This is a genomic window from Kribbella sp. NBC_01245 (genome assembly GCF_036226525.1).
Taxonomy (GTDB): Bacteria; Actinomycetota; Actinomycetes; order Propionibacteriales; family Kribbellaceae; genus Kribbella.
The window spans coordinates 4,961,812-4,987,848 of sequence record NZ_CP108487.1 but is presented as its reverse complement, the minus strand read 5'-3'; the positions used below and the strand labels follow the sequence as shown (position 1 = coordinate 4,987,848).

Here is a 26,037-nt window from a genome sequence, read left to right as displayed (position 1 = left end):
GTACCTCCGATGGAATTGGCTGGGAGCAGCGTATGTCCGCGAGTTAGGGTTCCGGTAGTCATTTGACGACGAGGAGTGAGGCGTCTGTGAAGGTTTTCCCTACCGTTGTCGCGATATTGCTGGCTGTGGGCCTGACGGCCTGCACAAGTGGCGACGACAAAGCAGGCACGGCCTCACCGAGCGGGCCGACGACGGTCATGCCTTCGGCGCCGATCATCGTGCCGGGCACTCCCGGCGGGCCGAACCAGACCGTCACGGCCGTGCCGACTACGCAGAACACCGTCGATCCGGATGACGTGAAGTTCCTGCAGGACATGATGGTGCACCACCAGCAGGCGGTGCAGATGACGGAGTGGGCGAAGACCCGCGCGGCGAACGCCTCGGTCAAGTCGCTGGCCGAGCGGATCCGGGTCGGCCAGAAGCCCGAGATCGACGCGATGGGGCTGATGCTGACCGAGCGCGGCCAGCAGCCGCCGAACCTCGAGCACGCGGAGCACACCGACCACAGCGGTATGCCCGGGATGGCCTCGCCGGCCCAGCTCGCCACACTGGAGAAGTCGACCGGCGCGGCGTTCGACAAGTCGTTCCTGCAGCTGATGATCAAGCACCACCAGGGCGCCGTGACCATGAGCGGTACGGCGATCGAGAATGGCAGCGACCTGCGCATCAACGAGCTCGCGCAGGAGGTCAATATCACCCAGTCGAAGGAGATCCTGACCATGCAGAAGCTCCAGAAGCAGGTCTGACGTGCTGCTCGAGCGAAGCGCCCTCGTCACCGGCGGCTCCCGCGGCATCGGCCGGGCCATCGTCCGCCGCCTCTCCGCCGAAGGTGCCACCGTCACCTTCACTTATGCGAACGACGAAGCGGCCGCCGCCGAGGTGGTCAACGAGATCAGCGCCGCCGGCGGGCGGATCCGCGCGATCCGGGCCGACCAGGCGGACATCTCGGAGATCCCGAAGGTGTTCCAGGAAGCGATCGACTTCGCGGGCGGTCTCGACATCCTGGTCAACAACGCGGGTATCTCCACGGCCGGGCCGATCCTGGACACCACCGAAGCGGCGTACGACGAGCTGATGGCGGTCAACGCCAAGGGCCCGTTCTTCGCCATCCAGGAGGCCGGCCGGGTGCTGCGCGACGGAGGCCGCATCATCAACCTCTCCACGCTGAACACGGTGGTGCCCGGCCCGGGGACGGCCCTCTACGCGGCCAGCAAGGCGGCGCTCGAGCAGTTCGCCGCCGTCGCCGCTCGGGAGTACGGCGGTCGCGGGATCACCGTCAACTGCGTATCGCCCGGTGCGACGGATACCGAAATGCTGCGCGGCGCCAATTCGCCTGAAGCGCTTGCCGGCGTTCCCGCGCTCACCGCCCTCGGCCGGCTGGGCGAACCGGCGGATATCGCGGACGTGGTCGCCTTCCTGGCCGGGCCGGACGCCCGCTGGATCACCGGGCAGAACCTCCGCGTCACCGGCGGCCTGCTGATCTGATGAGCGCCCTCGCCGAGTTGATCGCCGCCATCGACGCGGCCGCCGATCCGGAGACCGCGGCGGTCCTCGCGCGGTACTTCAAGACGAAGCCCGGCGAGTACGGCGAGGGCGACCAGATGATCGGGGTCAAACTCTCCACCCTGCGAGCGCTGATCAAGCCCTACTTGCGCGCGGGCCTGCCGTTGCCCGAGCTGGAGAAGGCCCTCGCGAGCCCGGTCCACGAGCACCGGCTGGCGGTTCTCGCCCTGCTGGCCGACCGGGCCACTCTCGCGCTGAAGCCACGCACGGCCGATCCGGCCGAGTCGCGCGCGATCTTCGAGCTCTATCTGCGGAACACCCGGTTCGTGAACAATTGGGACCTCGTCGACTGCAGTGCGCCGCAGATCGTCGGCGGACACCTCAAGGACAAACCGCGCGATCTGCTGCGTACGTTGGTCGTCTCGCCGAGCCTGTGGGAGCGTCGGATCGCCCTGATCGCGACGCAGTGGTTCATCAACACCGGCGAATCGGCCGATACCTACGAGCTGGCGGCCCGGGTGTTGTCCGATCGCGAAGACCTGATCCACAAGGCCGCGGGCTGGATGCTGCGAGAAGCCGGCAAGCGGGTCGATCAGGCCGAGCTGGAGGCCTTCCTCGACACCTACGCCGAGCGGATGCCGCGCACGATGCTGCGCTATTCGATCGAGCGCTTACCGCCCGAGACGCGCGCCTACTACCTGGCAAAGCGCAAAAAGGGCTGACCCTTTTCACTGTGGTGAAATGGTCACGGCTGATCGCTCTAGTCGGTTAGTTGTTGACCTATGGTGGCGACAGAACCCCAGTCCGTGACCACCATCTCGAAGGAACGTGTCATGACATCTCGTCTTTCGCAGCGGCTGGTCCGCCTCGCCCTGGTGGCCGCAGTCGCCGCCGCGGGCCTGGTCGGCTTCGCCAACTCCCAACCCACGCCGGCCGATGCCGCCGTGCAGGCGCGACCCGGCTTCCAGCTCCCGATCCCGTGCAACCTGCGCTGGACCACGGCGACCCACAGCGGGCATGCCAGCCAGTGGATGCTGGACATGGTTTCGCCGAGTGGTGCCACCCGTGGCACCCCGGTGCTGGCCTCGGCTGCGGGCAGGGTGAGCGCTTCGCTCGACTCCGCCAGCGGCGGCAAGATGGTCGTCATCGACCACGCGGACGGCTGGCAGACGCGTTACCTGCACATGGACAGCCGCCTGGTCGTCGTGGGCAACACGATCGGTCAGGGCCACCAGATCGGAACAGTCGGCAACACCGGCCAGAGCACCGGCCCGCACCTGCACTTCGAGCAGAAGCTGAACGGGGTCGTCCAGCAGTCCTGGTTCAACGGTCACGCCGTACCGCTTACGTGGTCGTACAACCAGCACTTCGAGACCAGTGCGAACGCCTGTGGCGGCACCCCGGACAAGTTCTGGGTGGACACCTTCGCGGATGCGCCGGGTCATTCCACTCCTGGTGGCACAGTGACCGGCAAGCTCTACAAGGGCACGAATTACGTCTTCTGCAAGGTGTGGGGACCGGAAGTACGTGTGGGCACTTCCTTCAACCACTGGTGGCTCAAGACCGACCTGGACGAAGGTCCGGCGGGTCAGTGGGTCTCGGCGTATTACCTGTCCCGCTGGGGAAATGACGAGGCCAAGGACAACAACGGCACTGTCATCAAGGACTGCTAGTAGTCCGTTTGTCGCGGAGTAGCTCGGCGCGGGAGACCGCGCCGAGCCACCTTCCAGCCCTCAGCGGGATACCTCGTAGAGCGAGTTGAACGGGTTGTCCATCTCGGCTCGCCGTACACCCGAGAACCCGGCCTCGGCGGCAAGCTCACGCAGTACCGATTCGGGGAGTCCGAGCGTCCCGAGTCCCTCCCCGCCCTCTGCGAGCGACGTCGTCATGCAGTAGAGCAGGCTGAAGCCGTACAGCAGAGTGGCGATGGGCCCGACATTCTCGGTGGTTTCGGCCGAGCAGTTGATGTCAAGGCACAGATAGCGCCCACCTTCGCGAAGCGCGTCACGGATCGAGCGCAGCAGCGCGCGCGGCGCCACGGCGTCATGGACGACGTCGAAGGTGGTGATGACGTCGAACATCCTGGGCAGCCCCTGGCTTGCGTCGAGCACCTCGAAGCTCACCCGGTCCTCGACGCCGGCCTCCTTGGCGTTCAGGCGGGCGGCGTCGACGGCTGCTTGGGAGACGTCGTAGCCCACGAACCGCGACGCCGGGAAGTTGCGGGCGAGGCTGATGCAGGCCAGACCGGCGCCGCAGCCGACGTCGGCGACGTCTGCCCCGTGGTCGAGAAGTGCCCGCGTCTCTGGGACGAGGGGAAGCCACTCGGGAACGAGGAGGTGCTCGTGCCAGGCAGCGGTGAACCGTGCGGTCCCGAGGCCGACATCGGGGTGCAGGTGGTCGTGGTGAACGCCGCCGCCCGAGCGGAACGAGGTGAGGATCTGGTCGTACCGCTGGATCGCGCCGAGGAGTTCCTGATGGACTCCGCCGAAGAACGCCGGTCCGGGTTCGGCCGCCAGGGTCGGGATGTGGGCGTCGGGGATCGCGAAGGTCATCGCGGCCGGTTCGTAAGTGAGATAGCCGGCGGCGTACATGCCGGAAAGCCACTCGCGGACATAGCGCTCGTCGAGTCCGGTACGCCGGGCGAGCGCCGCGCTCGTGGCCGAACCGTCGCCGGCGAGCGACTTGAAGAGGCCGAGCCGGTCGCCGAGTGCTGCCATCACCACCGCTGCGGCGGCGGCCGTGTCAGCGACGACGCGGCCGGTAAAGGCGGCGGCCTCTTCCTCAAGGGTCGGGGTGGCGGTCTGCTGGTTCATGGTGACTCCTTCGGTGGTTGGAACGTGTCACTCTGAAGGCGTGCACCAGGCTGTTCACTGCGAGTGAACGATTCCTGAGGAGGCGAGGGTGGATCTTGTCGGCCGCGATTCAGAGCTGGCCACCCTGCGTGGCGCGCTCGACGACGTGGCCGGCGGCGTCGGCCGGTTGGTCCTCATCGCCGGCGACGCGGGGATCGGCAAGAGCGCGCTGGTCGACGCGTTCCGCGCCCACGCGACCGCGGCCGGCGCGACCTGGCTGTGGGGTGCCGCTTGGGAGGACGGCGGAGCCCCGTCGTACTGGCCGTGGGTGCAAGTGCTCCGGGACGCGGCCCGCGCAGCGGAGGCGGACGTCGCCGCCCGGCGCGAGAGTCTCGGGCCGCTCGGGCCGGCCGGGCCGGGGGCTGCCACGGTCGACCAGTTCGTCCTGTACGACGCGGTGACCGACCTGTTGGCCACCATGGCCGGGAGAGGCCTGGTCGTCGTCGTACTCGAGGACCTGCACGCGGCGGGACCGGCGACCGCGCAGCTGCTCGAGTTCGTCGCGCGGTTCGGCCGGCACGCCCGCCTGCTCCTCATCGGCACCTACCGTCCGGCCGAGGTCGCCGCGGACACCGACCTGTCAACGGTCATCCGCCGACTCGAGTCGGGCGGAGCCGTACTTGCGCCCGCACCCCTGTCCGAGTCCGGGATCGGCGCCGTTCTGGAGGCTCATGGGGTGACGGCCGCGGCCGAGCTCGTCACCGAGATTTGCGAACGGACCCAGGGCAATCCCCTCTTCGTCACGCACGTCGCACGCCGGCTGGCAGCGGGCGGCTCGCCCGCCGACGCCGGGCTGCCACTCGGGCTGCGGAACGCGCTGCGTCGCCAGGCGGCATCGGCAGCCGGGACGGTGCCCGATGTGCTTGACGCGGCCGCGGTGCTCGGCCCGGACGTACGACTCGACATCCTGAGCGCTGTCCTCGACGCACCGGCCGAGTCGGTGCGTTCCGTACTCGACGCCGCGACGGATGCAGGGCTGCTACGCACCGACCTGGCGGTTCCGTCGCGTTACGCGTTCAGCCACACGCTGGTCCGCGAGGCACTTTACGACGGGATCCCGCCCGCCACGCTCGCCGACCTGCACCTCCGGGCCGGTCACGCCCTCGCCGCGGCCGGTGCCGGGCCGGACCGCCTGGCGCACCACTTCCTCGCCGCGTGGCCGGCGGGCGGGGCCGTGGAGGCTGCGGGCCTGTGCCGACGGGTCGCCGAGCTCGCGACGGCGGCGCACGCACACGCCGAGGCGGTGACCGCACTCGAGAACGCGCTGACGGCGCACGGCAGGATCCCGGCCGCGGAGGCGAAGGAACGCTGCGACCTCCTCGTGCACCTGGCCGCCGCCCAGTTCAGCGCGGGACGTACGTCGTCCGCCCGCAAGACCGCCGGGCTCGCGGTCGCCCTGGCGGAGTCACTCGGCGACGCGGACCTCCTCAGCCGCGCTGCGCTCCAGGCGGCGTCCCACCTGCCGTTCAACGCCGTCGACCGCGAGGTGATCGAGGTGTTGCAGAGGGCCGAGGCGCGCTGGGAAGGGCGTGCCTCACCCAGTCGTGCCAGGGTCCTGTCCCGGCTTGCTGGGGTCACCGCGACTGTCGACCGGGATGCGGCCCGGGTCATCGCGCACCGCGCCGAGCAGGTCGCGCTCGCGCTCGGCACCGACGTACCCGAACGAGACCGGGCGACGGCCCTCTCCGCGGCGTTGACCGCCCGGCTCGAGGTGACCTGGGGGCAGCACGAACCCGCCAACGCCCTGGAGACCTCACGTCGCCTCGCCGATATCGCGGTGGATCCGGCGGAGGAGGCCGCGGCAGCGATCTGGATCACCGTGTTCGGCCTCGAACTCGGCGACCTGACCATGGCAGACGCCGCCGTGCAATCCCTGGAGCGGATCGCAAAGAGCGAGCGCCAGCCCTCGCTCCGCCATCTCGCGCTCTCGCGGCGCGCGACCCTCGCCACCCTCCGGGGGGACACCACCGAAGCGCTCCAACTCCTGCACGAGGCCAGGTCGGTCGCGCGGGGCGCAGGGCTCCCCGACGCCGACGCCGTCAGTTGGGGTCAGCTCTTCACCGTCTGGCGCTGCGCCGACCTGTCGGAGGACGACGCGACGTTGATGGAGCGCGTCGCCCGCGACCTCGCGGAAACCTCGCCGTTCCCACTCGCCCATGACGCTGCCGTCGTGCAGATGGACGCGGCACGCGGCGAGATCGAGCTTGCTGGCGAGCGATTCCGAAGGCTCATGCGGGCCGCTGGCACTTTGGCCCACGACCCCTTGTACTGCTGGACGCTCGCCCTGCTGGCGGAGGACGCGGTGCTGCTGGAGGACGCCGATGCGGCGACGGTGCTTTACGACGCGCTCTTGCCGCTCGCAGGGCGGTTCGTCGTCGGTGCCGGGGCGGTCACCTGCCTTGGCTCGACCTCTCACTTCCTCGGTCGGCTCGCCGCCTTGCTCGGTAAGCCGGATGAGGCTCGCGCACACCTGGAAACGGCGGTCGCGGCGCATCGTACGGCGGGGTGCGTGGCGCTCTTGGCGGCCTCGGAGTCGGCGTTGACCGAGCTGAGCTCCGTCGCAGTGGTGTTGGAGTCAGTCGGCCCGGTGGTCACCGCACGCTACGGCGCCGAGGTCGCACGACTTCCACGCAGCCTCGGCCTCGCCTACCTCACCATCCTGGTCGCCAACCCGTGCAAGGACGTGCCTGCCGCGCGGCTGGTCGCCTTGGCCACTAACGGCTCCAACGGCGTTGTCGGCCCTGAAGTGAGCTTCCCCTGGGCTTCCGATGAGGTACTCGACAACGCCGCGCTCGCGTCGTACCGCGCCCGCCTTGCCGGTATCGACGCCGAACTCGACGAAGCCCGTGACTGGAACGATGGCGGTAGAACCGATCGTCTGGAGAGCGAGCGACAGTTCCTGCTCGCCGAGCTGTCGGGTGCACTCGGCCTGGGCGGTCGGGCGCGGCGGTTCGCCGACGAGGCGGAGCGCGCCCGGGTCAACGTCACCCGGGCGATCCGGTCCGCTATCCGCAAGCTCGGGCCGCAGGCACCCAACCTCGCCGCACATCTCGACGCCGCGGTGACCACCGGCGGCCGGTGCCGCTACGACCCCTGACGGCTGCGCTGCCCGCGCGACCGCCTAGTTGCGGCGGGCGATCACCAGGTAGGTCAGGGCGGCGAGGATGAGGTAGCCCGGGATGATCAGAACCGCGTCCCCGTTGACGAAATCGGCCGACCAGCCCGCGCTGCGCTCCTCGCCGAACAACGTGATCCGGTTGATCGTGAGGAAGGTGAGGTGCGTGCCAATACCCGTCCAGAGGCTCTTGGACGCGGTGGCGGTGCGGGCGGCGACCAGCGTCAACCCGAAGATCGTCAGCAGGAAGAAGTAGGTGAACGGGTCCTCGCCGGCCGGCGCCCAGCCGATCGCCGAGGACTCGCCGCCGAGCACGCTCGTCACGCCCTTGTGGACCACCGAGGAGCCGGCCGAGACGAAGAGGAACAGCCCGGTCGTGCCGAGAGCTGCCGCGGGTCCGCCGTACTGCCGGCGTAACGCGCTCCACGTCATCCCGCGCAGCGTGAGCTCCTCGGGGAAAGCCTCCAGCAGTACGGCGACCAGACCGTTCATCGCGACGTAGAAGAGCAACGCCGACAGGTCCATCCGACCCCAGCTGACCCACCCGGCCACGGTCGCCAGAGCGAACAGTAGAGCGGCACTCCCACCCGTGACGACCACCCCCAGCAAGAACGCCCGCGTACTCTCGCCCAACGTGGTAAGCCCAAGCCGATCCCGGGGCCACCCGATCGCCAGTCGCACACCCGCGACGGCGGGTTGTCCGACAAGGCAAGTAGGTTCGGTCTTCACATTGGGTGCTGGAGCCAGTACTCTCCGGAAACCTGAGAGAAGCTCACCTTTCCGCCCGAAAAGGCCCAAAGAGCCCCCAGGAGTCCCACCATGGTCTGGTCGCGTGCGCTCGCACCCTTTGTCGCTCTCACCGCCGCCGTTGCCCTCGCCCCGCTCCCGGGCGCGGCATCTACGGAAGCGTCTACATATTCAGCAGCCACTACCTATCTCGTCGGCCGCGGTATCTCCGACGTCACCGGCCCAGCCGCCGAGAACGGCATGATGGGCTATTCGAAGTTCGGCCAGAACACCACCGGCATCCACCAGCGCCAGCGGTCCCGCGCATTCGTCGTGGTGGACCAAACCAGCTCGCGCCGCATCGCCTACCTCAACGCCGATCTCGCGATGATCTTCCAGGCTCAACGCGACGCCGTACTCGCGAAACTCCAAGCCCGCTTCGGCAATCTCTACAACGAGCAGAACGTCCTGCTCTCCGCGACCCACACGCACTCCGGCGTCGGCGGCCAGTCGCACCACCTGGCGTACAACCTCTCGATCCTCGGCTTCCAGAAGCAGGCCTTCGAAGCGACGGTCGACGGCATGGCTGAGTCGATCGCCGAGGCCCACAACGACCTGAAACCCGGCTCGATCAGCCTCGGCCGAGGCGAGCTGACCAACGCCAGCGTGCAGAGATCCCGCGTGGCCTTCGAAGCGAACCCGGCCGCCGACAAGGCCGCATTCCCGCAGGCGATCGACCCGGCGATGACAGTACTGCGGTTCCAGCAGAACGGCGCGGACGTCGGCGCGATCAGCTGGTTCGCCACCCACGCCACCTCGATCACCAACAACAACACGTTGATCAGCCCGGACAACAAGGGCTACGCGTCATACGGCTGGGAGCACGACGACAAGGGCGTGCGCTACCTCGACGACAACCCCAACGGTTTCGTCGCCGCCTTCCCGAACACGAACGCGGGCGACATGTCCCCGAACCTCAACCTCCGCCCCGGCTCAGGTCCGACCGAGAACGAGTGGGACAACGCCCGCATCCTCGGCGATCGTCAACGCCAGAAGGCCCAGCAGGTGTACGACGGACCGCGCACGCCGATCGACGGCGGTATCGACTCGCGGATGCGATTTGTCGACATGTCGGCGGTTCAGGTCGACCCGCGCTACACGCCGGACGGCGAGCCGCATCGCACCTGCCCGGGCGTGGTTGGCGTCTCCACCCTTGCCGGCAGCGTCGAGGACGGCCCCGGGATCGCGATCATCCCCGAGGGCGTGACGAATCCGTTCTTCGAAGCGCTCAAGCCGTACAAGATCGACGTGCCGCCGTGGTTGATCTCGTGCCAATCGCCCAAGCTGGCGGCGGTTCCGACCGGCCTGCTCGAGGCAACGCCCAACGTCGTACCCATCCAGTTGGTGAAGCTCGGCCAGTTCCACCTGGTCGCCGTACCGGGTGAGGTCACGATCGTGGCGGGTCTGCGGTTGCGCCGGACGATCGCGACCGAGCTCGGCGTACCGCTGGAGAACGTGCTGGTCCAGGCCTACGCGAACGCCTACAGCCAGTACGTCACCACGCCCGAGGAGTACCAGCTCCAGCAGTACGAAGGCGGCTCGACGCTCTTCGGCAAGTACACGCTGCCCGCATACCAGCAGGAGTTCACCGCACTTGCCAAGGCCATGAAAGCCGGTACGACGATCCCGATCGGAACGCGTCCGACGAAACCGGGCACGGCCGAGCTCAACCTCCAGACCGGCGTCGTGATGGACGCTCCGCCGCCGTTCAAGTCATTCGGCCAGGTGCTGACCGACGCGGCACCGTCGTACCAACGTGGCGCGACCGCCACGGTCGAGTTCGTCACGGGTCATCCGAAGAACAACCTGCACCGCAACGGCACGTTCCTCGAGGTGCAACGCCAAGTCGGCGGCCAATGGGTACGCGTCGCGGACGACGGCGACTGGTCCACTCGCTATCGCTGGACCCGCGTCGGCATCGCCGATTCGAAGGCCACGATCACCTGGCAGATCCCGGCCACGGCAGCACCCGGCACCTACCGGATCTTCCACCGCGGCGACTCGAAGGCGCTGAACGGCACGATCACCCCGTTCACCGGCACCAGCCGCACCTTCACCGTCACCTGAGCACCTGATCAGCGAGTCCGAAGCGGCGGAGATTCCAGCGCGCAATGGCGATGGGACTCCGCCGGTTCGGGCGTACGGCGAACCGGCCGCGGGCGCAACGTAACAGCGGCCAGTACGCCACCGGCCACCGCCAACGCGGCCGAGATCCACATCGCCATGCCGAAGCTGTTGCCAAAGGCAACGGGATCCCGATACACGTCACCAGTGATCCCCGCAGCCAACGGAATCGCCGCCACCGCCATCAACTGCGCCGACCGCGCGACCGCGTTGTTCACGCCCGACGCCACACCCGCGTGATGGTCGTCGACCGACGAGAGCACCACTGCGGTCAGCGGCGCCACCGTCAGCACGAGACCCGCGCCAAGCACCAGCACAGCCGGCAGCACGGCGGTCAAGTACGACGTACCCGGGTCGACGCGGAGCATCAGCAAGAAGCCGCCGGCCATCGCCAAGGGCCCGAGCGTCATCGGGAGCTGCGCGCCAACGCGCTCGGCCAACGCGCCCGCGCGGCCCGAAAGCGTGAGCATCAGGATGGTCATCGGCAGTAGCGCGGCGCCGGCGCGGAGGGCGGAATAGCCCAGCACCTCCTGGAAGTACACGACCATCAGGAAGGTGGCCGTGCCGAGTGCGCCGTACACGACGACCGTCACGAGGTTGGCGCCGGTGAAACGGATATCGGCGAAGATCCCGGGCGGCAGCATCGGATGGCTGCTGCGCAGTTCGACCACGACGAACGCGATCAGCGCGAACACGCCCGCGGCCAAGGTGCCGATCACGGCCGGATCGCCGAAGCCGCGATTACCCGCGTCGATCAGGCCGTACGTCAAGGCCGCGAGCCCCACCGTGGCGAGGAATGCGCCGGCCACGTCGAGTTTGCCGGTGGCGGTGTCGTCGCGCGTGTCCGGCACATGGCGAAGGGTGATCGCGACGGTGATGATCGCGAGCGGCACGTTGATCAGGAAGATCAGCCGCCAGGAGCCGGTATCGACCAGCCAGCCGCCGACGAACGGGCCGATCGCCGCCGAGACGGAGGTCAGACCGGACCACGCGCCGACTGCCCGCCCGCGATCGCCCGGACGGAACGACGTCTGCAGGATGGCGAGGCTGCCCGGGGTGAGGAGGGCGCCGCCGATGCCCTGCAAGACGCGGCCGGCGATCATCACGCCGAGGTTCGGCGCGAACGTGCAGATCGCGGAAGCCGCCGCGAACCAGATCACGCCGATCACGAACAGCCGCCGCCGGCCGAGCCGGTCACCGAGTGAACCGCTGAGCAGGATCAACGCGGCCAGCATCAGCATGTAGCCGTTGATGATCCACTGCAGACCGGACACCTCGGCATTCAGATCGCGGCCCATCACCGGCAGCGCGACGTTCACCACCGTGCCGTCGAGGAACGCCATCCCGGAACCGAGCGCGGTCGCGGCCAGCACCCACCTGGCCCGCGCGGTACCGAAGGCGATCAACCCGTCATCACTACTCATGTCAGGACCTTAAACCGTCCCGCTGAAGGATTTCACCGGAATCGAATGCGTTGCTGTCGCTTCCGATTAATACGAAGCTCGGCGTAATTCGATCGGCGCTGCCAGGGTTGGGCTCGGCGTTCGGTTGAATCGTTTCACTCACCGCTCGAGAGGAACACCATGAGCTCACTGCGAACCGCGCGGGCCGTCGGCATCGGCGTGCTGGTCGCGCTGACCGGCACTCTGCTCACACCTCCGGCGACCGCGGCGCCGCCGGCCGTCTGGGTGCACAACGCCGCCGACCACGTGTTCTCGTCGACACCCCGGCCGGCCAACGCGCCCACCACGATCACCCTGCACGCGGCTCGCGGCGAGGTGGAGGCAGCGCAGATCATGCTCCGCCCCGACCAAAACGTCACCGGCGCCCAGCTGGCCCAGCCCGCCGCCCTGACCGGCCCGGGCGGCGCGACCATCCCCGTAACCAGCGTGACCTTGCGCAGTCAGTACAACCACCCGAACATCCTGATCGGCGGCGAAGGCGCGGAGCTCGGCCCGATGCCCGACATCGACCGAGCGCCGAACGGCCAGAACGACTACTACGACGCACTCGTCGAGAACACGCCGAAGTCCGTCCCGGCCGGATACACGCAGGCCTTCCACTACAGCGTTTCCGTCCCCGCTGGTCAGGCGCCCGGCGCCTACACCGGTTCGGTGACGGTTCGCAGCAGCGGCGGCGACACGGTCGTGCCCGTCACGGTCGTCGTCTATCCGGTCGACGTACCGCCGGCCAACCAGTCGACGTTCAAGATGAACGGCTGGACCACGTCGGTCGGCTGGGACTACTCCGGCACCGAGCGCGCGATCCCGTTCCAGTACGACAATGCCGCCGCCTTCAGCCCGAACTGGTGGAAGGTGATCGAGAGCTTCGCCCGGAACCAGGCGAAACACCGCAACAACCTGGTGTACGCCGACTTCCAGGCGCTGATCCGGCCGCGCACGCAGATCGATGCCCAGGGCAATTACCTGATCGACTGGACGGACTTCGACCGGTTCGTGCAGTTGTTCGTGGACGCGGGCGCGATGCAGTACATCTACACCCCGACGTTGCTCGAGCCTGGCCCCAACGGTGCCGAAGACCCGCACTTGGAGATGCTGAAGAACGTCAACGGGCAGGTGCAGCGCGTGCTCGTTCCGCCGAACACCACCGAGAGCACGTCGTACCTGAAGATGATGTTCGCCAAGCTGCGCGAGCACCTCGTGGCCAAGGGCTGGGCCGAGAACTTCTACATGAGCGCGTTGGACGAGCCGACGCATCCCAACCAGGCAACGGCTGCCGCTTGGTTCTACGACCTCTATGACGACTACTTCCCGAATCCGCGCACCAACGAGGCGTACGGCTTCAGCTTCCTGCCGGAGGCGGCGCAGCGCGTCAGCACGGTCACGCCGTACACCGAGAACTATGAGGATCACGCGGGCTTCTGGCAGGCGCAGAAGCGGGCGGGCAAAGACCTGTGGCTCTACACCTGCATCGTGCCGCAGAACTTCCACATGAACCGGCTGATCGGCATGCATCTCGCGAAGACCCGGCTGCTGCCCTGGCTGGTGTGGAAGATCGGTGGCACCGGCTACCTGCACTGGGGCTGGAACTACTGGCATCGCTGGACCAACGACAACGCGCGCCAGTACAACACCTTCGACGAGCCGCAGACCGGCGACACCTTCATCGTCCGGCCGAACCGTGCCGCGCTCGACGTGTACGACAGCGTCCGCAGTGAGACTCAGCTCGATGGGCAGGAGGACTTCGAGCTGCTGACCAAACTCGCCGCGGTCAAGCCGAACCTGGCCCGGGCGATCGTGGAATCCCTGATCACCGACTTCTCGTCGTACGAGCGCTCCGGTGCGTCCGTGTACGAGAAGCATCGGCAGATCCTGGCGGCGCTGGTCTCGCCGGCGCCGGACATCCGGACCGACGGACCGCTCACGGACGACTTCGCGGCGGGTACGGACAACCTGCGGTTCGCGGTCGACGACGGCAACGGCCAGCCCACTGGTCATTGGCGGACCGAGAGCGGCGAGCTGGTTCAGTCGCGCCTCGAAGAAGGCTGGTACTCGGCCGCCGCCGCGATCGAGGGCCGCTCGTACGGCGACCTGGTGGCCGACGCCGACCTGCGGATCACGGGTGTCGCCGGCAATGGCGGCCAGAACAACTGGGCCGGACTGGTCGTCCGCAACGTCAACGCGACGGACTACAACACCGGATATCTCGCGGCCATTCGCAACAACGGCGAGGTCTTCCTGCATCGCGGTGACCAGGAGATCGGCAAGGCGCAGATCCCCGGCTACCAGCCCGGCCAGTGGACGCATCTGCGGGTCATTGCCAAGGGCAAGCAAATTCGCGTGTACGTCGGGGCGAACGCGGCGCCGTTGCTGACCGTCACGGATGACGCGTACGCCGTCGGCCACGTGGCCCTGGTGACCGGTGGTACCGCGGCCCGGTTCGACAACCTGCGGGTCCATCCCTTCACCAACCCGGCCGTGGGTGCCGCGATCCAGACGAGCAGCTCGTACGACAGCGACGGCTGGAACTCGCGCTTCGCCGTCGATGGTTTCACCGGAGCGGTCGCGGGCGCACTTGGGTGGAGCAGTAACAGCCAAATCGACGTTGACCACACGGAGACGTTGACGGTTGACCTGGGTAGTGCGGTCCAGGCCGGCCGGGTGGACCTTTGGCCGCGCGCGGATGGCGCGAATGTGGGTATCGGATTCCCGGTCGACTACACCGTCGAGATCTCGGCGGATGGTTCGGCTTGGACGACGGTCGCCTCGCGGCAGGGCGTACCGCGTCCGGCAGCTGGTGCGCAGGGTGCGGCCTTCGCGGAGCGGCCGGTTCGGTTCGTTCGGGTCACCGGGACGAAGCTGAGCAAGGATCCGTTCGGGCATTACCGGATGCAGTTCGGCGAGGTAGAAGTTGCTGGGGGCAACTATGCCGCCGGTCGTGCGGTGACGGCGTCCTCGTCATCGGAGTTCCACGACAACGGCTGGCGCCGGAGCGCGTTGACCGACGGGCTGACCCACTCGGTGCTGGGCTACTCGCTGGGGTGGACCAGTGAGCCGTTCACGACCGGGCAGCAGTCCGCGACGGTCGACCTCGGTGCGGTAACCGGCATCAAAGAGGTGGCGTTGTTCGCTCGCAGTGATGGCGCGAACACCGGCGCGGGTTTCCCGGTCGACTTCGAGATCCAGACCTCGCTGAACGGCTCGACCTGGACGCCGGTGGTCACCAAAACGGGATACCCGAAGCCGGATGAGCTGGCGCAGTCGTTCACCTTCACGGCAACTAGCGCGCGGTATGTCCGGGTCGTCGCGACCAAGGTGCAACCGGCGCCGGGTGGTGAACTCCGCGTCCAGTTGGCCGAACTCGAAGCTCGCTAGTCCGGTCAGCTCTTTGGCAGGTCCAGTTGCAGGATGACGGTCGCCTGTCCAGCCGGGATATCCGGCTGGACAGTGAGATGGGGCTGGGCGCCGAAGGCGCAGCGCGGCTCGGGGAGTTCGGGGCAACTGGCGTTGCGAAGGCCGGAGCCGACGAGGATCACGGTCGGCAGCGTCTCGTCGGCGCCGGCGGCCAGCGGGGTGATGAGGCTGAGGACCCGGCCAGGCGGGGACGGCTCCGCCCGCCAGGTGGTCCCGGTGAGTCGGTACCTGAACTCGATCACTGTCCCGGGTGTTCCCAGCACGAGCTCGGTCGAGGAGGTCACGACGATCGGAGCGGCAGCAACCGCTACGTCATCGGCGCTGACCTTCAGGTCGACCGCGGCCGGCCTGATCACGGCTCCTTTGGCCTGCTTCACGTCTGGCAGGCGCAGGGGCAGCGTGCTGACCGGCCGCCGCAGCACGACCCGCTCAGTGACGACGAATGATCCGTCCGGCCGCGGTGTCACGAGGAGGCGGATCCCCGCTCCGTTGGGACCTGGGACCTTCGGACCACCGGTAGCCGATGGCGTGGCCGCACTCGGGCTCGGCGCCGTCGGCGCCGTCACGGGGGGATCGCAGGACGTGGCCGCGCTGAGCCCCGGAGTCAGCGCGACCAGAACCAGACCGTGGCGCATTCGGGCTGCTCGCCCGATCGTCGAAGCAGTCAAGTTGTCCGCCCCCATCTCGCCTGGGAACCAGAGCCACCTGACCTCTGGAGACCCGCGCGAGTTGCCCGTACCATACGCCGCAATCGATGCCGAGGGAATTCATTTCCGTATTTATCCAGAATTCCCTTTGAGGCGTCCAGAGGGGGTTGTGATGGTATTGCAGAAAGTGTCGAAGCGATTCCGGTCCGGTGATTCGAGAATGCGCCGTCCGGTAATCCTGAGTGTGCTCGCGGTGACAGCCTGTTTGGTGCCGGCCGCGATCCTGCCCGGTGCGACAGCCGCCTCGACTGGGCTGGTGTACGTCGTCCAGGGGCTGCCCGGGCGGACGGTCGACATCTCGGTGGACGGCCGGACCGTGGCTCGCGGGGTGGCACCGGCGACCATGGTCGGCCCGTTCCGGCTGACCTCGGGGGAGCGCCGGATCACGGCGAAAGCCGGCGCCACCACGGTGCTCGATCGGCGTATCCGGGTGTTGACGGGAGGTAGTCAGGACACCGTCCTGCATCTGCCGGCCGCCCCGACCGGCGCGCCGGTCGTCACCTCGTACGCCAACAAGTCGACCGCGGTGACGGCGGACAAGGCATTGCTGCGGGTGGCACACACGGCCGCGGTCGGTCCGGCCGATATCCGGGTGAACGGCCAGGTGCTGTTCGCGAATGTGGCCAATGGTGAATCCCTAGAACTGGTCGTTCCGGCTGGTACTTACCGGGTCGAAATCGTTCCGGCCGGTGCCACTTCGCCCAGAGTTCTCGGTCCTTTATCACTGACCGTGAAAGGCGGTTCGCTAAACCGGGTATTCGCGGTCGGTGTACCGGCGGCGAAGACGATGACCGTGGTGGTCGGTGTGCTCACACTGCCGCGCACCGGTTCGGTCAAGCCTGATCGCGTGGACACCGGCACCGGCGGGCAAGCCGCTCTCCGATGACCTCAGTCCACACCGGGCTCGCGGTACTGCTGCTGGCCGGTTCGGCGCTCACGGGTTGCGCCGACCCGGCCATGCAGCCTGCGCCTTCGCCTAAGGCTGAGCCCGGGCGAGCGCCGGTGAGCGCTGAGGTGGTGCCGACAGCGCGAGTGGGAACGCCCGCTGCGAGCCAACGCTTCCGGTTCATCCCGGCCCAACTGGTTCTGCCCGGCGGGGCTACTGCGCCGGTCCAGCCCGCCAGTACGACGGACGGGCTGCTCGTCGTGCCGGAGGACGTCCGGGCCGTCGGGTGGTGGGATGGCGGGGCGCAGGCGGGAGACCCGTTCGGCTCGGTAGTGCTTGCTGGGCACGTCGACTCGGCTACAGAGGGCCTCGGGTTCTTCGTCCGCCTGCTACGCGTTCGGCCGGGAGAGCGAGTGGTGCTTCGCGGTGGCGGCCGTAGCGCGACGTACCGGGTGAGTTCGGTGAAGTCCGTGCCGAAGGATGCCTTGGCTACGACGAGTGGGGCTTTCTCGCAGACGGACGCCCATCGTCTGGTGCTCATCACCTGTACTGGCGCCTTCAACCGGGCTCGTGGAGGTTATGCGAACAACCTGGTGGTCACGGCAATCCCGGTGCCCTGACCGGTGGTGGTAGGTCTACCAAGGGACGGGTGATTCCTCTCTCGTGGCGAATCGGCCGCGGCGGCTCGGACGAATTCGGTCTGCGGCTCGCGTCGCGGTTGACCGGCAAACCCTTCCTGGCCTACCTGAAGCGGGCCCGGAACGACGCGGACGACGCGACCCGCGACCGGTCCGGATCGGCGCGAACACGCAGGGCGTCTTCTCCGATGTGCTGGTGCGGGAGCTGCCGAACGGCTGGCACTACATCGTGCCGAACGAGGAGTTCCGGACGCCCGACTGGCGCAGCTTCGACGGCCCGGGCATTCCGCCTCACGTCCGGACGCCCGTCTTCACCGACGAGGAGTTCGCCGCCGATCGCGACTCCGCCTTCGACGCGGCCGTGGCGCTATTGCGTTGACGGACTGAGGGTACGAGCAAGGCGGCGGCGACCGCGGCGATCGAGATGACGCTCAGGACACCGAAACCGGTGGCGTAGCCCGTCTCGGCCGGAACGCCGTTGCCCTGCAGGTTGCTGGTGATGACTGAACCGACCACGGCGGTGCCGAGTGCGCCGCCGATGGTCCGGAAGTTGGCGTTCATCCCAGTGGCCGCGCCGGTTTGCGACGACGGTACGCCGGTGACGATCAGGTTGGTCATCGCGGAGACGGCCAGGCCGATACCGAGCTCGAAGACGCCGGTCGCTACGCCGATCTGCCAGCGTTCATCGTGAAAGAACGCCAGACCGGCAAAGGCCACCACGCTCAAGGCCGATCCGCCGGCCAGTTGGGCCTTTGAGCCGAAGATGGGTTCGAGCCGGCCGCTCGCCATTCCGCCGACGAACATCGTGATCAGCATCGGAAGGATCAGCGGGCCCGCCGCCGTGACTGACGACCCGAACCCGTAACCGGCGTACGTCGGTGTCTGCACGAACTGCGGCAGGAACGCGAACATCGCGAACTGGCCGGCACCGAAGAGCAAAGCGGCCAGGTTGGTCGTCCACAGGGTTGGCAGGCGCATCATCCGCATGTCGATCAACGGCGTTCGTGATCGCAGCTCGGTGGCGATCCAGGCGACGAGCAGTACGGCGGCGCCGGCGATCAGCGCGACTACTTGCGTCGACGTCCAGCCCCAGACCGGCGCGCGGCTGACCCCGAGCAGCAGCAGGACCAGCCAGGACGCGAGTAGGCCCGCCGCGAGCCAGTTGATCCGGCCGGGTTGACGTACGGGCGACTCGGGCACGAACAGGTAGGCCGCGGCGGTCGCGAGAATCGCGAGGATCATCGGGATCCAGAACAGCCAGGAGTAGCCCAGACCGGTGACGATCGGCCCGGCCAGCACGATGCCGAGGCCACCACTGGCCGCGATGATCGCCGAGATCGCGCCGACGCCGGACGCGACCCGGGCCGCTGGGAATTCGTCCCGGATGATGCCGTACGCCAAGGGGAAGACCGCGCCCGCCGCGCCTTGGACGACTCGGGCGGCGATGAGTACGCCGATGCTGGTGGCCAGGGCGGCGATAAGGGATCCGGCTACTAGGGCGAGTAGGACGATCACCAGGGCGCGTTTCTTGCCGATCGAGTCGCCTATGCGGCCGATGATCGGGGTGAAGATCGCCGCGGAGAGCAGGTTGGCGGTCAGGACCCAGGTGACTGTGCTTTGCGTCGTGTTCAGCTCTGACTGGATGGTGGCCAGCACCGGGGTGATGAGCGACTGCAGCATCGCGAACGCCGCGGTGCCCGCCGCGAGGACGAGGAGGATCGCGCCCGCGGACGGGCGCCGCGTGGTGGTCATTTCCCGGTCGTTCCCGGGACGCCGCTGCCGGAGTAGGAGTCGAGGCCCTCGACCAGGGTCAGCAGCTCCGGATCGCCCTCGAACCGCTTGACGTGGATCTCGCGGATCTTGTCGCCGATCGCCGGGTCGTCGTCATCGGTCAGGTCGGTCGAGATCATGTTCTCGACGATCGGGAGGCCGATTTCGTCGACCTTGCGGTGGATCGGGGAGTGCATGTACTCGAGGTAGCCGTCGAGGTCCTTCAGGACGAATTGCGCGCCGTAGTCGAAGTCGCCGCCGATGTCGCGGCCGACCGCCCAGCTCTGCACGGCCGGGATCTCGCGGCCCATCTTGCGCAGCTGCTCGAGGGCGGCATCGACCTGCTCCTGGGGAGCATCGGCCTTCATCTGGACTCGGATGCTGTGGTAGATCATCGCGTTCTCTCCTTCGGGTGTTGGTTCGTAAGAACTGTTAGAGACCATAACTCTAGTAATGGAGTGTTGCAAGGGTGAGCTGCGGAATCGGGCAGGTTGTGAGCCAGGGCACTAAGGTCTGCAGTCATGGCCAGGTATTTCGACGTGCATCCGGAGAACCCGCAGAAGCGTGCGATCGGGCAGGTGGTGGACCTGATCCGGTCCGGCGGGCTGATCGCCTACCCGACGGACTCCTGTTTCGCCCTCGGCTGTCAGCTGGGTAATGCGGAAGGGCTCGAGCGGATCCGGCAGATCCGCCGGCTCGATGACCGGCATCACTTCACGCTGGTCTGCCAGGACTTCGCTCAGCTCGGGCAGTTCGTGCACATCAACAACACGGTCTTCCGTGCGGTGAAGGCGGCTACTCCCGGGAGCTACACGTTCATCCTCCCGGCGACGAAGGAAGTCCCGCGCCGGCTCATGCACCCGAAGAAGAAGACTGTCGGGGTGCGCATCCCTGACCACGTGGTCACTCAGGCTCTCTTGGCTGAGCTTGGGGAGCCGTTGCTCTCGACGACGTTGCTGCTCCCCGATGAGGAAGAGCCGATGACCCAGGGCTGGGAGATCAAAGAAGCCCTCGACCACGCGGTAGACGCCGTCATCGACTCCGGCGACTGCGGCACCGACCCCACCACCGTCATCGACTTCTCCGAAGACGTCCCCGAGGTCGTCCGAATCGGCGCCGGCGACCCCACCCCCTTCGAGTAACCCCACCAACACCGCCACCAGGCTTGCGGTCCGCACCTCACCACGCCTACACCGGCACCACGCCCGCGGTCGGCACCCCCTCAGCCCTGCGTCGATTGGTCTGGATTCGCCCGCTGCGGCGGCGTGAGGTTTTCCGACTATGGCCGTGCGGGCGAATCCGGACGAATCGTCGCTAATGCCGGTCGACGGATGACCTTCCTCGGGGCCTTTTGACCCGGCCGGCGTGGTTCCTGGCGCGCGATTAGCGTCGATTCGTCAGGATTCGCCCGCGCGGCCAAATTGGGAAAACTGAACCCCCTCGCAGCGGGCGAATCCAGACCAATCGACGCAGGGCTGAGGGGTGCCGACCGCAAGCCTGGTGCCGGTGTTGGCGGGATTGGGGGTTGGGGGTTGCGGGTGGGAGGAAATTGGCTGAAGGTGGCGCGGTGGGGTTGGTTACTTACCGGGGTTGGTTCGCTACTGGGTGGAGGCTGGGATGTTGTGGTTGCGGCGGTTCGGGCAGGTGGTGGCGGGGTTGTTGCTGGTGGGGGTGATGCCGGCGCCCGCGGATGCCTATGCGAACGCGTTCTTCCCGACGCAGAGCAGCGGTAATCGCGGCGCGGACGTGACCGCCATCCAGTACCTCCTCCAGCACCACGGTCAATCAGCACCAGCAGACGGCGTATTCGGCGCATCGACGGTGACCGCCGTAAAGGCGTTCCAAGCGGCGAAAGGTCTAGGCTCCGACGGCATCGTCGGCCCGCAAACCTGGGGCGCTCTCGCTCCCTTGATCCGCCCAGGCAACACCGGCCCAGCCGTTCGAGCATTACAAGTCGAGCTGAACGCGAAGCGGCGGCTGAGCCTCGCGGTCGACGGCGTTTACAGCCAGGCCGTGAAGGATGCCGTCACCGCCTTCCAATCCCACGCGGGCATCGGCGCTGACGGCATCACCGGCCCGGTCACCTGGAAGAACCTGACCTGGCACTACGACTACCCGGACTTCAACGCGAACTTCTGCGACAAGAACCCCGACGGCAACACCACCGCCAACTGGGCAACGGCTGCCGCGATCGCCCAGCTCGAACAAGCGGCACGCTCATTCGCGTCGACCAGCCAAGGCCAGGTGCCGTACGGCGACGCCTCGTTCGAACACGGCGGCGACATCCCCGGTCACGGTAGTCACGAGGTCGGGCTCGACATCGACATGTGGCCGATCCGCACCGACAACGCGCAGTGCACCGGTAGCCGGATCACCTGGCAGAGCACGACGTACGACCGAGCCGCGACCCGCCAACTCGTCCAGGCCATCCGGGCCGCCGCACCCGGGCACGTCCGGTTCATCTTCTTCAACGATCCGACCCTGATCAACGAGGGTCTGACCACGCACGAGGCGAACCACGACAACCACCTGCACGTCCGCTACTGCGAAAAGGTGCACCCGAACGGCTCCTACGCCTGCTGAGCCATCATGGGGAGCATGAATCCAGACGAGCTGCTCACCACCACCCGCACGGTTCGCAAGCGCCTTGACCTCGACAAGCCGGTGCCGCTGGAGCTGATCCGCGAGTGCCTGGAGATCGCGCTCCAGGCGCCGTCCGGCTCCAACCGTCAAACCTGGCATTGGGTCGTCGTGGTGGACGCGGACAAGCGCGCGGCGATTGGGGAGTTCTACCGCCGGGCCGTCGCCGACTACCTGGACTCACCAGGTGCGGCTGGCCGGTTGTACGCCGATGACCCCAACCGGGCGCAGGTGCAACGCCGGGTCGGGGACAGCGTGGCGTATCTCGGCGACCGGATGGGCGACGTACCCGTCCTGGTCATCCCGTGCCTGCAGGCCAAATCCCTTGCCGAGGGCAACCAGGCCGGCCTTTGGGGCTCGATCCTCCCGGCCGCCTGGAACTACTGCCTGGCAGCACGGGCGCGCGGTCTTGGCACGGCTTGGACGACGTTGCACCTTCGCTACGAGCGGGAGATCTCGGAGCTGCTCGAGCTGCCGCAGGGTCTTCGCCAAGCGGCGTTGATCCCCACGGCCTACTCGATCGGTACGTCGTTCAAGCCGGCCAAACGTCAACCGCTGGACGAGGTGCTGACCGTCATCTGACCTCGACCTCGGCTAACTGCATCCGATGACCACTCGGGCCGTCGGGCCTCAGGTTGGTGCCGGTGATCCGCACATAACGAGCGGTCGTCGGTGACCACGTCCGGCTCAACGCATTTGCCCCAGGCAACGGTTGGCCAACCACCGTGGCAACCATCGTCCAAGAAACCCCATCGGACGAGAGCTCGATCGTGAAGTCGATCGGGAATCCGCCGCCGGTGTTGGCGCCGTCGCTACGGGCGTAGAGATCGACCCGGCCGACCATGCTCGGTCCACCGAGATCGACCCGCAACGATTGCGGCGTTCCAGCGGCGACGGCGTCACTGCTCCAGCCCATCGAGTTCCACAGCAAGGACTGCCGCACACCGTCGGTCGCGTTCGACCGCAACCAGCCCTCGTTCGTGTACTCCACCGAGCTCGACGTCGTCACCGGTCGTCCGGCCGCAAGGTTGCCCCCAGCAACTTCCAGCTCCGCCAACTGCATCCGGTAAGTGCCGAAGTTGTCGGTATCGAGCCGTTTCCCGGTCACCTTCACGAACCGAACCGGCCGATCCACGAACGGGAACGCCTGCAAGGTCGCCGTCGGTCGCGGATAACCCTGCTTGTCCGCCACGGTCGACCAACTCGAGCCGTCGGCCGACACCTCGATGGTGAAGTCGATCGGGAACCCCCGGCCCGCGTTCGCGCCGTCCGATCGCGGATAGAGGTCCACTCGGCTCGCCGGCCGGACCGAACCGAGGTCGACCTGGATCGACTGCGCGTCGGTCGCACTCGTCGCGGCCGCGCTGGTCCAGCCCGCCGCGCCCGCCTCCGACGTACGGCGGCCGTCCACCGCGGCGCGGGGATTCCAGCCGTCACCGTCGTACGTCGAGCTGACCGTGACGGGGCGCGCCTCGGCCGGGTTCGTCTCGGGGTTGAGGCGTACGTTGTCGAACGAGGCGCTGGCGCCACCCGTCACCAGCCCGAACCCGCCAGCGCTGAAGGACGAGTCGGAGACGGTCAATACCGGTGCCGGGTTGTTGCCGCCGTACACGGTGATGGTGTTGCCGCGAGCAACGACTCGCAACTTGCTGAACTGGCCAGGCGTGTAGCCCGGCACCTGCGCCGACGCAAGCCGCTCGCCACTGCGATAGACGAAGACCTCGCCATTGTTGCGCTGGGCAATGAGATAGCCGCTGTCCAGATCGTTGATGTTGAGGTTTCGCACCATCATGCCGGCCCAGTTGGTGTTACCGCCGTTGCTGTTGACGCCGTTGATCTTCAGGTCGACGCTTGCGGCCACATCGCCGTACGCGCGTCCTTCCAGACCGGCGACGAAGTTCCAGTTGGTGTTGTTCGTCTGGTTCAGTACGCCGCCACTCGCGGACCAGTCGCCGCGCGAGTGCCGCCACGAGTCGCGTCCCGCGCCGAAGTCGTCCGTGTAGGGATACGCCTGGTCCGGACCGCCGGCCGCGAGCGCGTCGAGGATCTGGCGGTGTGCCTGGTTGAAGGCCTCGCCGGATAGCTCGTACGAGATCGAGCTGCTGATCAGGCTGTTCGCGATCGCCCGCGCGGCCACCGGCTTGGTGCGGGCCAATTGTGTCAGCAGCTCGTAGTCCTCGATACCGTCGAGCTGTGCCTCACTGCGCAGGCTGTCGTACACGTCGTACGCCGCGCGGTTCGGCCGGACCAGGAAGTGGTCGCCGTTCTGCGAGCCGTTGAAGGTGTCGAACTGGATGTACGGCCCGCCGACGTTCTGGAACCAGTAGTTCCAGCCCCAGTGCAGGTAGCCGACCGCGCCGGTCTTCCACGCCAGCATGAAGGTCGATCGCGTCTTGCTCAGGTGCTGGCTGGTGAAGCGATTCATGTACGGGCCTTGCGGCTCGATGCAGTTGTAGAGCCAGAGCTCCTCGCCGGCCAGACGCTTGCGCTGGTAGAGGCCGACCTGCTCCTCGTAGAGATCCATTTTCGGCGTGTGCGCCGTGGTCCTGGCCGTCGGGTTGAGGACAGCCAGCTCGGCCTCGTTGAGCAGCGGCTTCGGGAAGTGCCGGCGGTAGACGTCGTAGAGCCAGTTGGCCGCGTTCGAGTCCTCGACGTAGCGCGACTCGTCGTTCGCGCTCATGTAGAACTTGTCGGTCAGGCCCTTGGCATCGAGGTGCACCTTGAGCGCGGCGAAGAGCTTGTCCAGGTACGCGGTCGCCTCCGTGGTGTGCGGATCGACCAGCACCCGCTGCACGGTTCCGTCGACCTTCTTCAGCATCTCGAGCTTCGGGTTGACCCAAGTCCCGTTGACCTCATGCCGGCCGTTCAGCAGGTGCGGCGTGTGGATCCACTGCAGTGCGCCGGCGTTCTGGTAGATCTCGATGAACCTGTCGAACGTTTCCCAGCCGAACGTGTAGTTGCCTGCGGCATCGATCGTGGTGTTCGGGATCAGTAGCGCCTGGAAGTCCGCGTGCACGACGTTGTTGCGGTGCTTGGCGTGGTTCTTGGCGATGTTCTCGATCACCTTCCACCAGTTCGCGTCGTACATCTGCACGCCGTACTGCATCGGGATCGCCTTCACCGTGCCGTCGTAGTCCCAGCCCGCGGAGGTGGTCCAGTTGTTCACCTTGAACGTCGCCTGGTCCGTCTTCGGCAGAGTCGTGTCGTACACCGTGACCCGCACGGGTACGGCGACATCGCCCGCGCTGCTGCGAACGGTGGCGGTGCCGGTGTAGACGCCCGGCGCCTGACCGGTCGGCACGTGAACGCTGTAGTGGTACGGCTGGGTGACGTTGGCGGCGAGCGTTGTCGCCGAGTTCTCCACCAGCGCGTCGTACCGCGGGGTGTTGGCGCCCGAAGGTGTTTCGGGCTGTACGCCGCCAGGAGTCCAGACGTTCGGATGGTTGTACTCGCGCCGAACCGTCACGTTCGCCGCGGGAATCGTCGCGCCACCCGGGCCGGTCAGCGCCGTCGCGTCGACGAAGACGCCGGAGATCGAGGCGCCAGGCCGTACGGCGATCTGGGCCGCCTCGGTCTCGTTCCTGGCGGCATACAGGTCGATCGCGGTCGGCGCGTTGTTCGGCCGGACCGACGAGACGAAGAGTCGGTCGGATGCGTTCTGCACCCAGACCGGTGGTGGTGCCGCCTCCGCCGGAGCGGGAGTCAGGCCGAGGAGGAGGAGACCAGGTAGGACCAACCGCAGAATTCGCATGTCGCACTCCGGGTGGATTGGTGGTTAAAATGTTTCAAGAAGTGCGGCGATTCTGGCGCTAAGTCACTGCGCGGTCAATGCTCATTGATGTTCACAGATGGGCCAATTCCGGCCAATTCGGGCAGTCTGCTCCGCGAATGGCCCTCGCGCCACCGGGTACGGGTCGAGTATCAAGAGGGGAGAACCGCCATGACTACTGGAAGCCAACCTCCGGAGGGCCCGGCCGAGGGCGACACGGACCTGATCGCCGAACACGAGACCCTCCACCCACCCGGCGAACCAGACGAAGGCGTCCGCGTTGACGACCTGATCGACGAAGGCCACCCAGTCGAACCCGACCCGCACACCTTCCCCCACACCGTCCCCGGCGACGTCCGCTGAGACTCGGCCC

Annotated in this window: 21 protein-coding genes; 14 read left to right on the top strand and 7 right to left on the bottom strand. The window is 67.5% G+C overall.

All coding sequences use genetic code 11. From position 1 onward, the window contains the following. The first annotated feature begins 86 nt into the window (after positions 1 to 86). The 4 genes from OG394_RS22435 (at position 87) to OG394_RS22420 (ending at position 3,176) form a co-directional block, all read left to right on the top strand. Positions 87 to 746 (top strand): DUF305 domain-containing protein, encoded by a 660-nt coding sequence (locus OG394_RS22435; protein WP_328988989.1) that lies wholly within the window; start codon positions 87 to 89, stop codon positions 744 to 746. A gap of 1 nt (position 747) precedes the next feature. After that, positions 748 to 1,485 carry an SDR family oxidoreductase gene (locus OG394_RS22430; RefSeq protein ID WP_328988988.1) on the top strand — a complete coding sequence of 246 codons (738 nt, stop codon included), beginning with the start codon at positions 748 to 750 and terminating at the stop codon, positions 1,483 to 1,485. Beyond that, positions 1,485 to 2,225: a DNA alkylation repair protein gene (locus OG394_RS22425; RefSeq protein ID WP_328988987.1), complete on the top strand. Its 741-nt coding sequence runs from the start codon at positions 1,485 to 1,487 to the stop codon at positions 2,223 to 2,225. The genes OG394_RS22430 and OG394_RS22425 overlap by 1 nt, the downstream gene beginning before the upstream one ends. Before the next feature lie 111 nt (positions 2,226 to 2,336). Further along, the gene (locus tag OG394_RS22420) at positions 2,337 to 3,176 is read left to right on the top strand and encodes a M23 family metallopeptidase (RefSeq protein ID WP_328988986.1); all 840 of its coding nucleotides are present in this window, start codon (positions 2,337 to 2,339) and stop codon (positions 3,174 to 3,176) included. Between the two features lie 60 nt (positions 3,177 to 3,236). On the opposite strand, the gene OG394_RS22415 is transcribed toward OG394_RS22420, so the two are convergent. Continuing rightward, positions 3,237 to 4,316, bottom strand: a complete 1,080-nt coding sequence (locus OG394_RS22415; RefSeq protein ID WP_328988985.1) for a class I SAM-dependent methyltransferase — start codon at positions 4,314 to 4,316, stop codon at positions 3,237 to 3,239. 88 nt (positions 4,317 to 4,404) lie between these two features. Here OG394_RS22415 and OG394_RS22410 point away from each other — a divergent pair, with 88 nt between their 5' ends. Beyond that, the gene (locus OG394_RS22410) at positions 4,405 to 7,452 is read left to right on the top strand and encodes an ATP-binding protein (protein ID WP_328988984.1); all 3,048 of its coding nucleotides are present in this window, start codon (positions 4,405 to 4,407) and stop codon (positions 7,450 to 7,452) included. A gap of 24 nt (positions 7,453 to 7,476) precedes the next feature. Here the strand turns inward: OG394_RS22410 and OG394_RS22405 are convergent, their stop codons facing one another. Beyond that, positions 7,477 to 8,103: a CPBP family glutamic-type intramembrane protease gene (locus OG394_RS22405; protein WP_328988983.1), complete on the bottom strand. Its 627-nt coding sequence runs from the start codon at positions 8,101 to 8,103 to the stop codon at positions 7,477 to 7,479. A 186-nt stretch (positions 8,104 to 8,289) separates the two neighbouring features. Between OG394_RS22405 and OG394_RS22400 the strand changes: the two genes are divergently transcribed. Continuing rightward, positions 8,290 to 10,323 carry a neutral/alkaline ceramidase gene (locus tag OG394_RS22400; protein ID WP_328988982.1) on the top strand — a complete coding sequence of 678 codons (2,034 nt, stop codon included), beginning with the start codon at positions 8,290 to 8,292 and terminating at the stop codon, positions 10,321 to 10,323. 8 nt (positions 10,324 to 10,331) lie between these two features. On the opposite strand, the gene OG394_RS22395 is transcribed toward OG394_RS22400, so the two are convergent. Next, positions 10,332 to 11,804 (bottom strand): MFS transporter, encoded by a 1,473-nt coding sequence (locus tag OG394_RS22395; RefSeq protein WP_328988981.1) that lies wholly within the window; start codon positions 11,802 to 11,804, stop codon positions 10,332 to 10,334. Positions 11,805 to 11,963: 159 nt separating this feature from the next. On the opposite strand from OG394_RS22395, the gene OG394_RS22390 reads away from it, so the two are divergent. Continuing rightward, positions 11,964 to 15,215, top strand: coding sequence for a glycoside hydrolase domain-containing protein (locus OG394_RS22390; protein ID WP_328988980.1), 3,252 nt, complete (start codon positions 11,964 to 11,966; stop codon positions 15,213 to 15,215). A 5-nt stretch (positions 15,216 to 15,220) separates the two neighbouring features. On the opposite strand, the gene OG394_RS22385 is transcribed toward OG394_RS22390, so the two are convergent. Next, complete coding sequence (locus tag OG394_RS22385) at positions 15,221 to 15,889, bottom strand: hypothetical protein (RefSeq protein ID WP_328988979.1); 669 nt, start codon at positions 15,887 to 15,889, stop codon at positions 15,221 to 15,223. A gap of 232 nt (positions 15,890 to 16,121) precedes the next feature. Between OG394_RS22385 and OG394_RS22380 the strand changes: the two genes are divergently transcribed. From OG394_RS22380 to OG394_RS22370, 3 genes are read left to right on the top strand one after another with little or no spacing between them, the layout of a single operon-like run. Continuing rightward, positions 16,122 to 16,847 carry a DUF4397 domain-containing protein gene (locus OG394_RS22380; RefSeq protein ID WP_328988978.1) on the top strand — a complete coding sequence of 242 codons (726 nt, stop codon included), beginning with the start codon at positions 16,122 to 16,124 and terminating at the stop codon, positions 16,845 to 16,847. After that, on the top strand, positions 16,844 to 17,467 hold the full coding sequence (locus OG394_RS22375; protein ID WP_328988977.1) for a class F sortase: 624 nt from the start codon (positions 16,844 to 16,846) through the stop codon (positions 17,465 to 17,467). Before OG394_RS22380 ends, OG394_RS22375 begins: the two co-directional genes overlap by 4 nt. Before the next feature lie 43 nt (positions 17,468 to 17,510). Next, positions 17,511 to 17,864 carry a hypothetical protein gene (locus OG394_RS22370; RefSeq protein ID WP_328988976.1) on the top strand — a complete coding sequence of 118 codons (354 nt, stop codon included), beginning with the start codon at positions 17,511 to 17,513 and terminating at the stop codon, positions 17,862 to 17,864. Here the strand turns inward: OG394_RS22370 and OG394_RS22365 are convergent. Then, positions 17,777 to 19,237: an MFS transporter gene (locus tag OG394_RS22365; protein WP_328988975.1), complete on the bottom strand. Its 1,461-nt coding sequence runs from the start codon at positions 19,235 to 19,237 to the stop codon at positions 17,777 to 17,779. The genes OG394_RS22370 and OG394_RS22365 overlap by 88 nt on opposite strands. Further along, complete coding sequence (locus OG394_RS22360) at positions 19,234 to 19,650, bottom strand: Dabb family protein (protein ID WP_328988974.1); 417 nt, start codon at positions 19,648 to 19,650, stop codon at positions 19,234 to 19,236. The genes OG394_RS22365 and OG394_RS22360 overlap by 4 nt, the downstream gene beginning before the upstream one ends. Before the next feature lie 126 nt (positions 19,651 to 19,776). Here OG394_RS22360 and OG394_RS22355 point away from each other — a divergent pair, with 126 nt between their 5' ends. The 3 genes from OG394_RS22355 (at position 19,777) to OG394_RS22345 (ending at position 22,477) form a co-directional block, all read left to right on the top strand. Continuing rightward, positions 19,777 to 20,397, top strand: coding sequence for an L-threonylcarbamoyladenylate synthase (locus OG394_RS22355; protein WP_328988973.1), 621 nt, complete (start codon positions 19,777 to 19,779; stop codon positions 20,395 to 20,397). A 475-nt stretch (positions 20,398 to 20,872) separates the two neighbouring features. Next, on the top strand, positions 20,873 to 21,838 hold the full coding sequence (locus OG394_RS22350) for a penicillin-insensitive murein endopeptidase (protein ID WP_328988972.1): 966 nt from the start codon (positions 20,873 to 20,875) through the stop codon (positions 21,836 to 21,838). Positions 21,839 to 21,853: 15 nt separating this feature from the next. Continuing rightward, positions 21,854 to 22,477, top strand: coding sequence for a nitroreductase family protein (locus OG394_RS22345; protein ID WP_328988971.1), 624 nt, complete (start codon positions 21,854 to 21,856; stop codon positions 22,475 to 22,477). On the opposite strand, the gene OG394_RS22340 is transcribed toward OG394_RS22345, so the two are convergent. Further along, positions 22,470 to 25,646, bottom strand: a complete 3,177-nt coding sequence (locus OG394_RS22340; protein WP_328988970.1) for a glycoside hydrolase domain-containing protein — start codon at positions 25,644 to 25,646, stop codon at positions 22,470 to 22,472. The genes OG394_RS22345 and OG394_RS22340 overlap by 8 nt on opposite strands. 189 nt (positions 25,647 to 25,835) lie before the next feature. Here OG394_RS22340 and OG394_RS22335 point away from each other — a divergent pair, with 189 nt between their 5' ends. Beyond that, positions 25,836 to 26,027, top strand: a complete 192-nt coding sequence (locus tag OG394_RS22335; protein ID WP_328988969.1) for a hypothetical protein — start codon at positions 25,836 to 25,838, stop codon at positions 26,025 to 26,027. Positions 26,028 to 26,037: the final 10 nt, after the last annotated feature.

Coding starts and splice junctions, on each gene's coding strand:
- OG394_RS22335 (WP_328988969.1), top strand. CDS start 25,836: ATGACTACTGGAAGCCAACCTCCGGAGGGCCCGGCCGAGGGCGACACG.
- OG394_RS22425 (WP_328988987.1), top strand. CDS start 1,485: ATGAGCGCCCTCGCCGAGTTGATCGCCGCCATCGACGCGGCCGCCGAT.
- OG394_RS22400 (WP_328988982.1), top strand. CDS start 8,290: ATGGTCTGGTCGCGTGCGCTCGCACCCTTTGTCGCTCTCACCGCCGCC.
- OG394_RS22390 (WP_328988980.1), top strand. CDS start 11,964: ATGAGCTCACTGCGAACCGCGCGGGCCGTCGGCATCGGCGTGCTGGTC.
- OG394_RS22415 (WP_328988985.1), bottom strand. CDS start 4,316: ATGAACCAGCAGACCGCCACCCCGACCCTTGAGGAAGAGGCCGCCGCC.
- OG394_RS22340 (WP_328988970.1), bottom strand. CDS start 25,646: ATGCGAATTCTGCGGTTGGTCCTACCTGGTCTCCTCCTCCTCGGCCTG.
- OG394_RS22345 (WP_328988971.1), top strand. CDS start 21,854: ATGAATCCAGACGAGCTGCTCACCACCACCCGCACGGTTCGCAAGCGC.
- OG394_RS22395 (WP_328988981.1), bottom strand. CDS start 11,804: ATGAGTAGTGATGACGGGTTGATCGCCTTCGGTACCGCGCGGGCCAGG.
- OG394_RS22350 (WP_328988972.1), top strand. CDS start 20,873: ATGTTGTGGTTGCGGCGGTTCGGGCAGGTGGTGGCGGGGTTGTTGCTG.
- OG394_RS22375 (WP_328988977.1), top strand. CDS start 16,844: ATGACCTCAGTCCACACCGGGCTCGCGGTACTGCTGCTGGCCGGTTCG.
- OG394_RS22385 (WP_328988979.1), bottom strand. CDS start 15,889: ATGCGCCACGGTCTGGTTCTGGTCGCGCTGACTCCGGGGCTCAGCGCG.
- OG394_RS22360 (WP_328988974.1), bottom strand. CDS start 19,650: ATGATCTACCACAGCATCCGAGTCCAGATGAAGGCCGATGCTCCCCAG.
- OG394_RS22420 (WP_328988986.1), top strand. CDS start 2,337: ATGACATCTCGTCTTTCGCAGCGGCTGGTCCGCCTCGCCCTGGTGGCC.
- OG394_RS22365 (WP_328988975.1), bottom strand. CDS start 19,237: ATGACCACCACGCGGCGCCCGTCCGCGGGCGCGATCCTCCTCGTCCTC.
- OG394_RS22380 (WP_328988978.1), top strand. CDS start 16,122: ATGCGCCGTCCGGTAATCCTGAGTGTGCTCGCGGTGACAGCCTGTTTG.
- OG394_RS22355 (WP_328988973.1), top strand. CDS start 19,777: ATGGCCAGGTATTTCGACGTGCATCCGGAGAACCCGCAGAAGCGTGCG.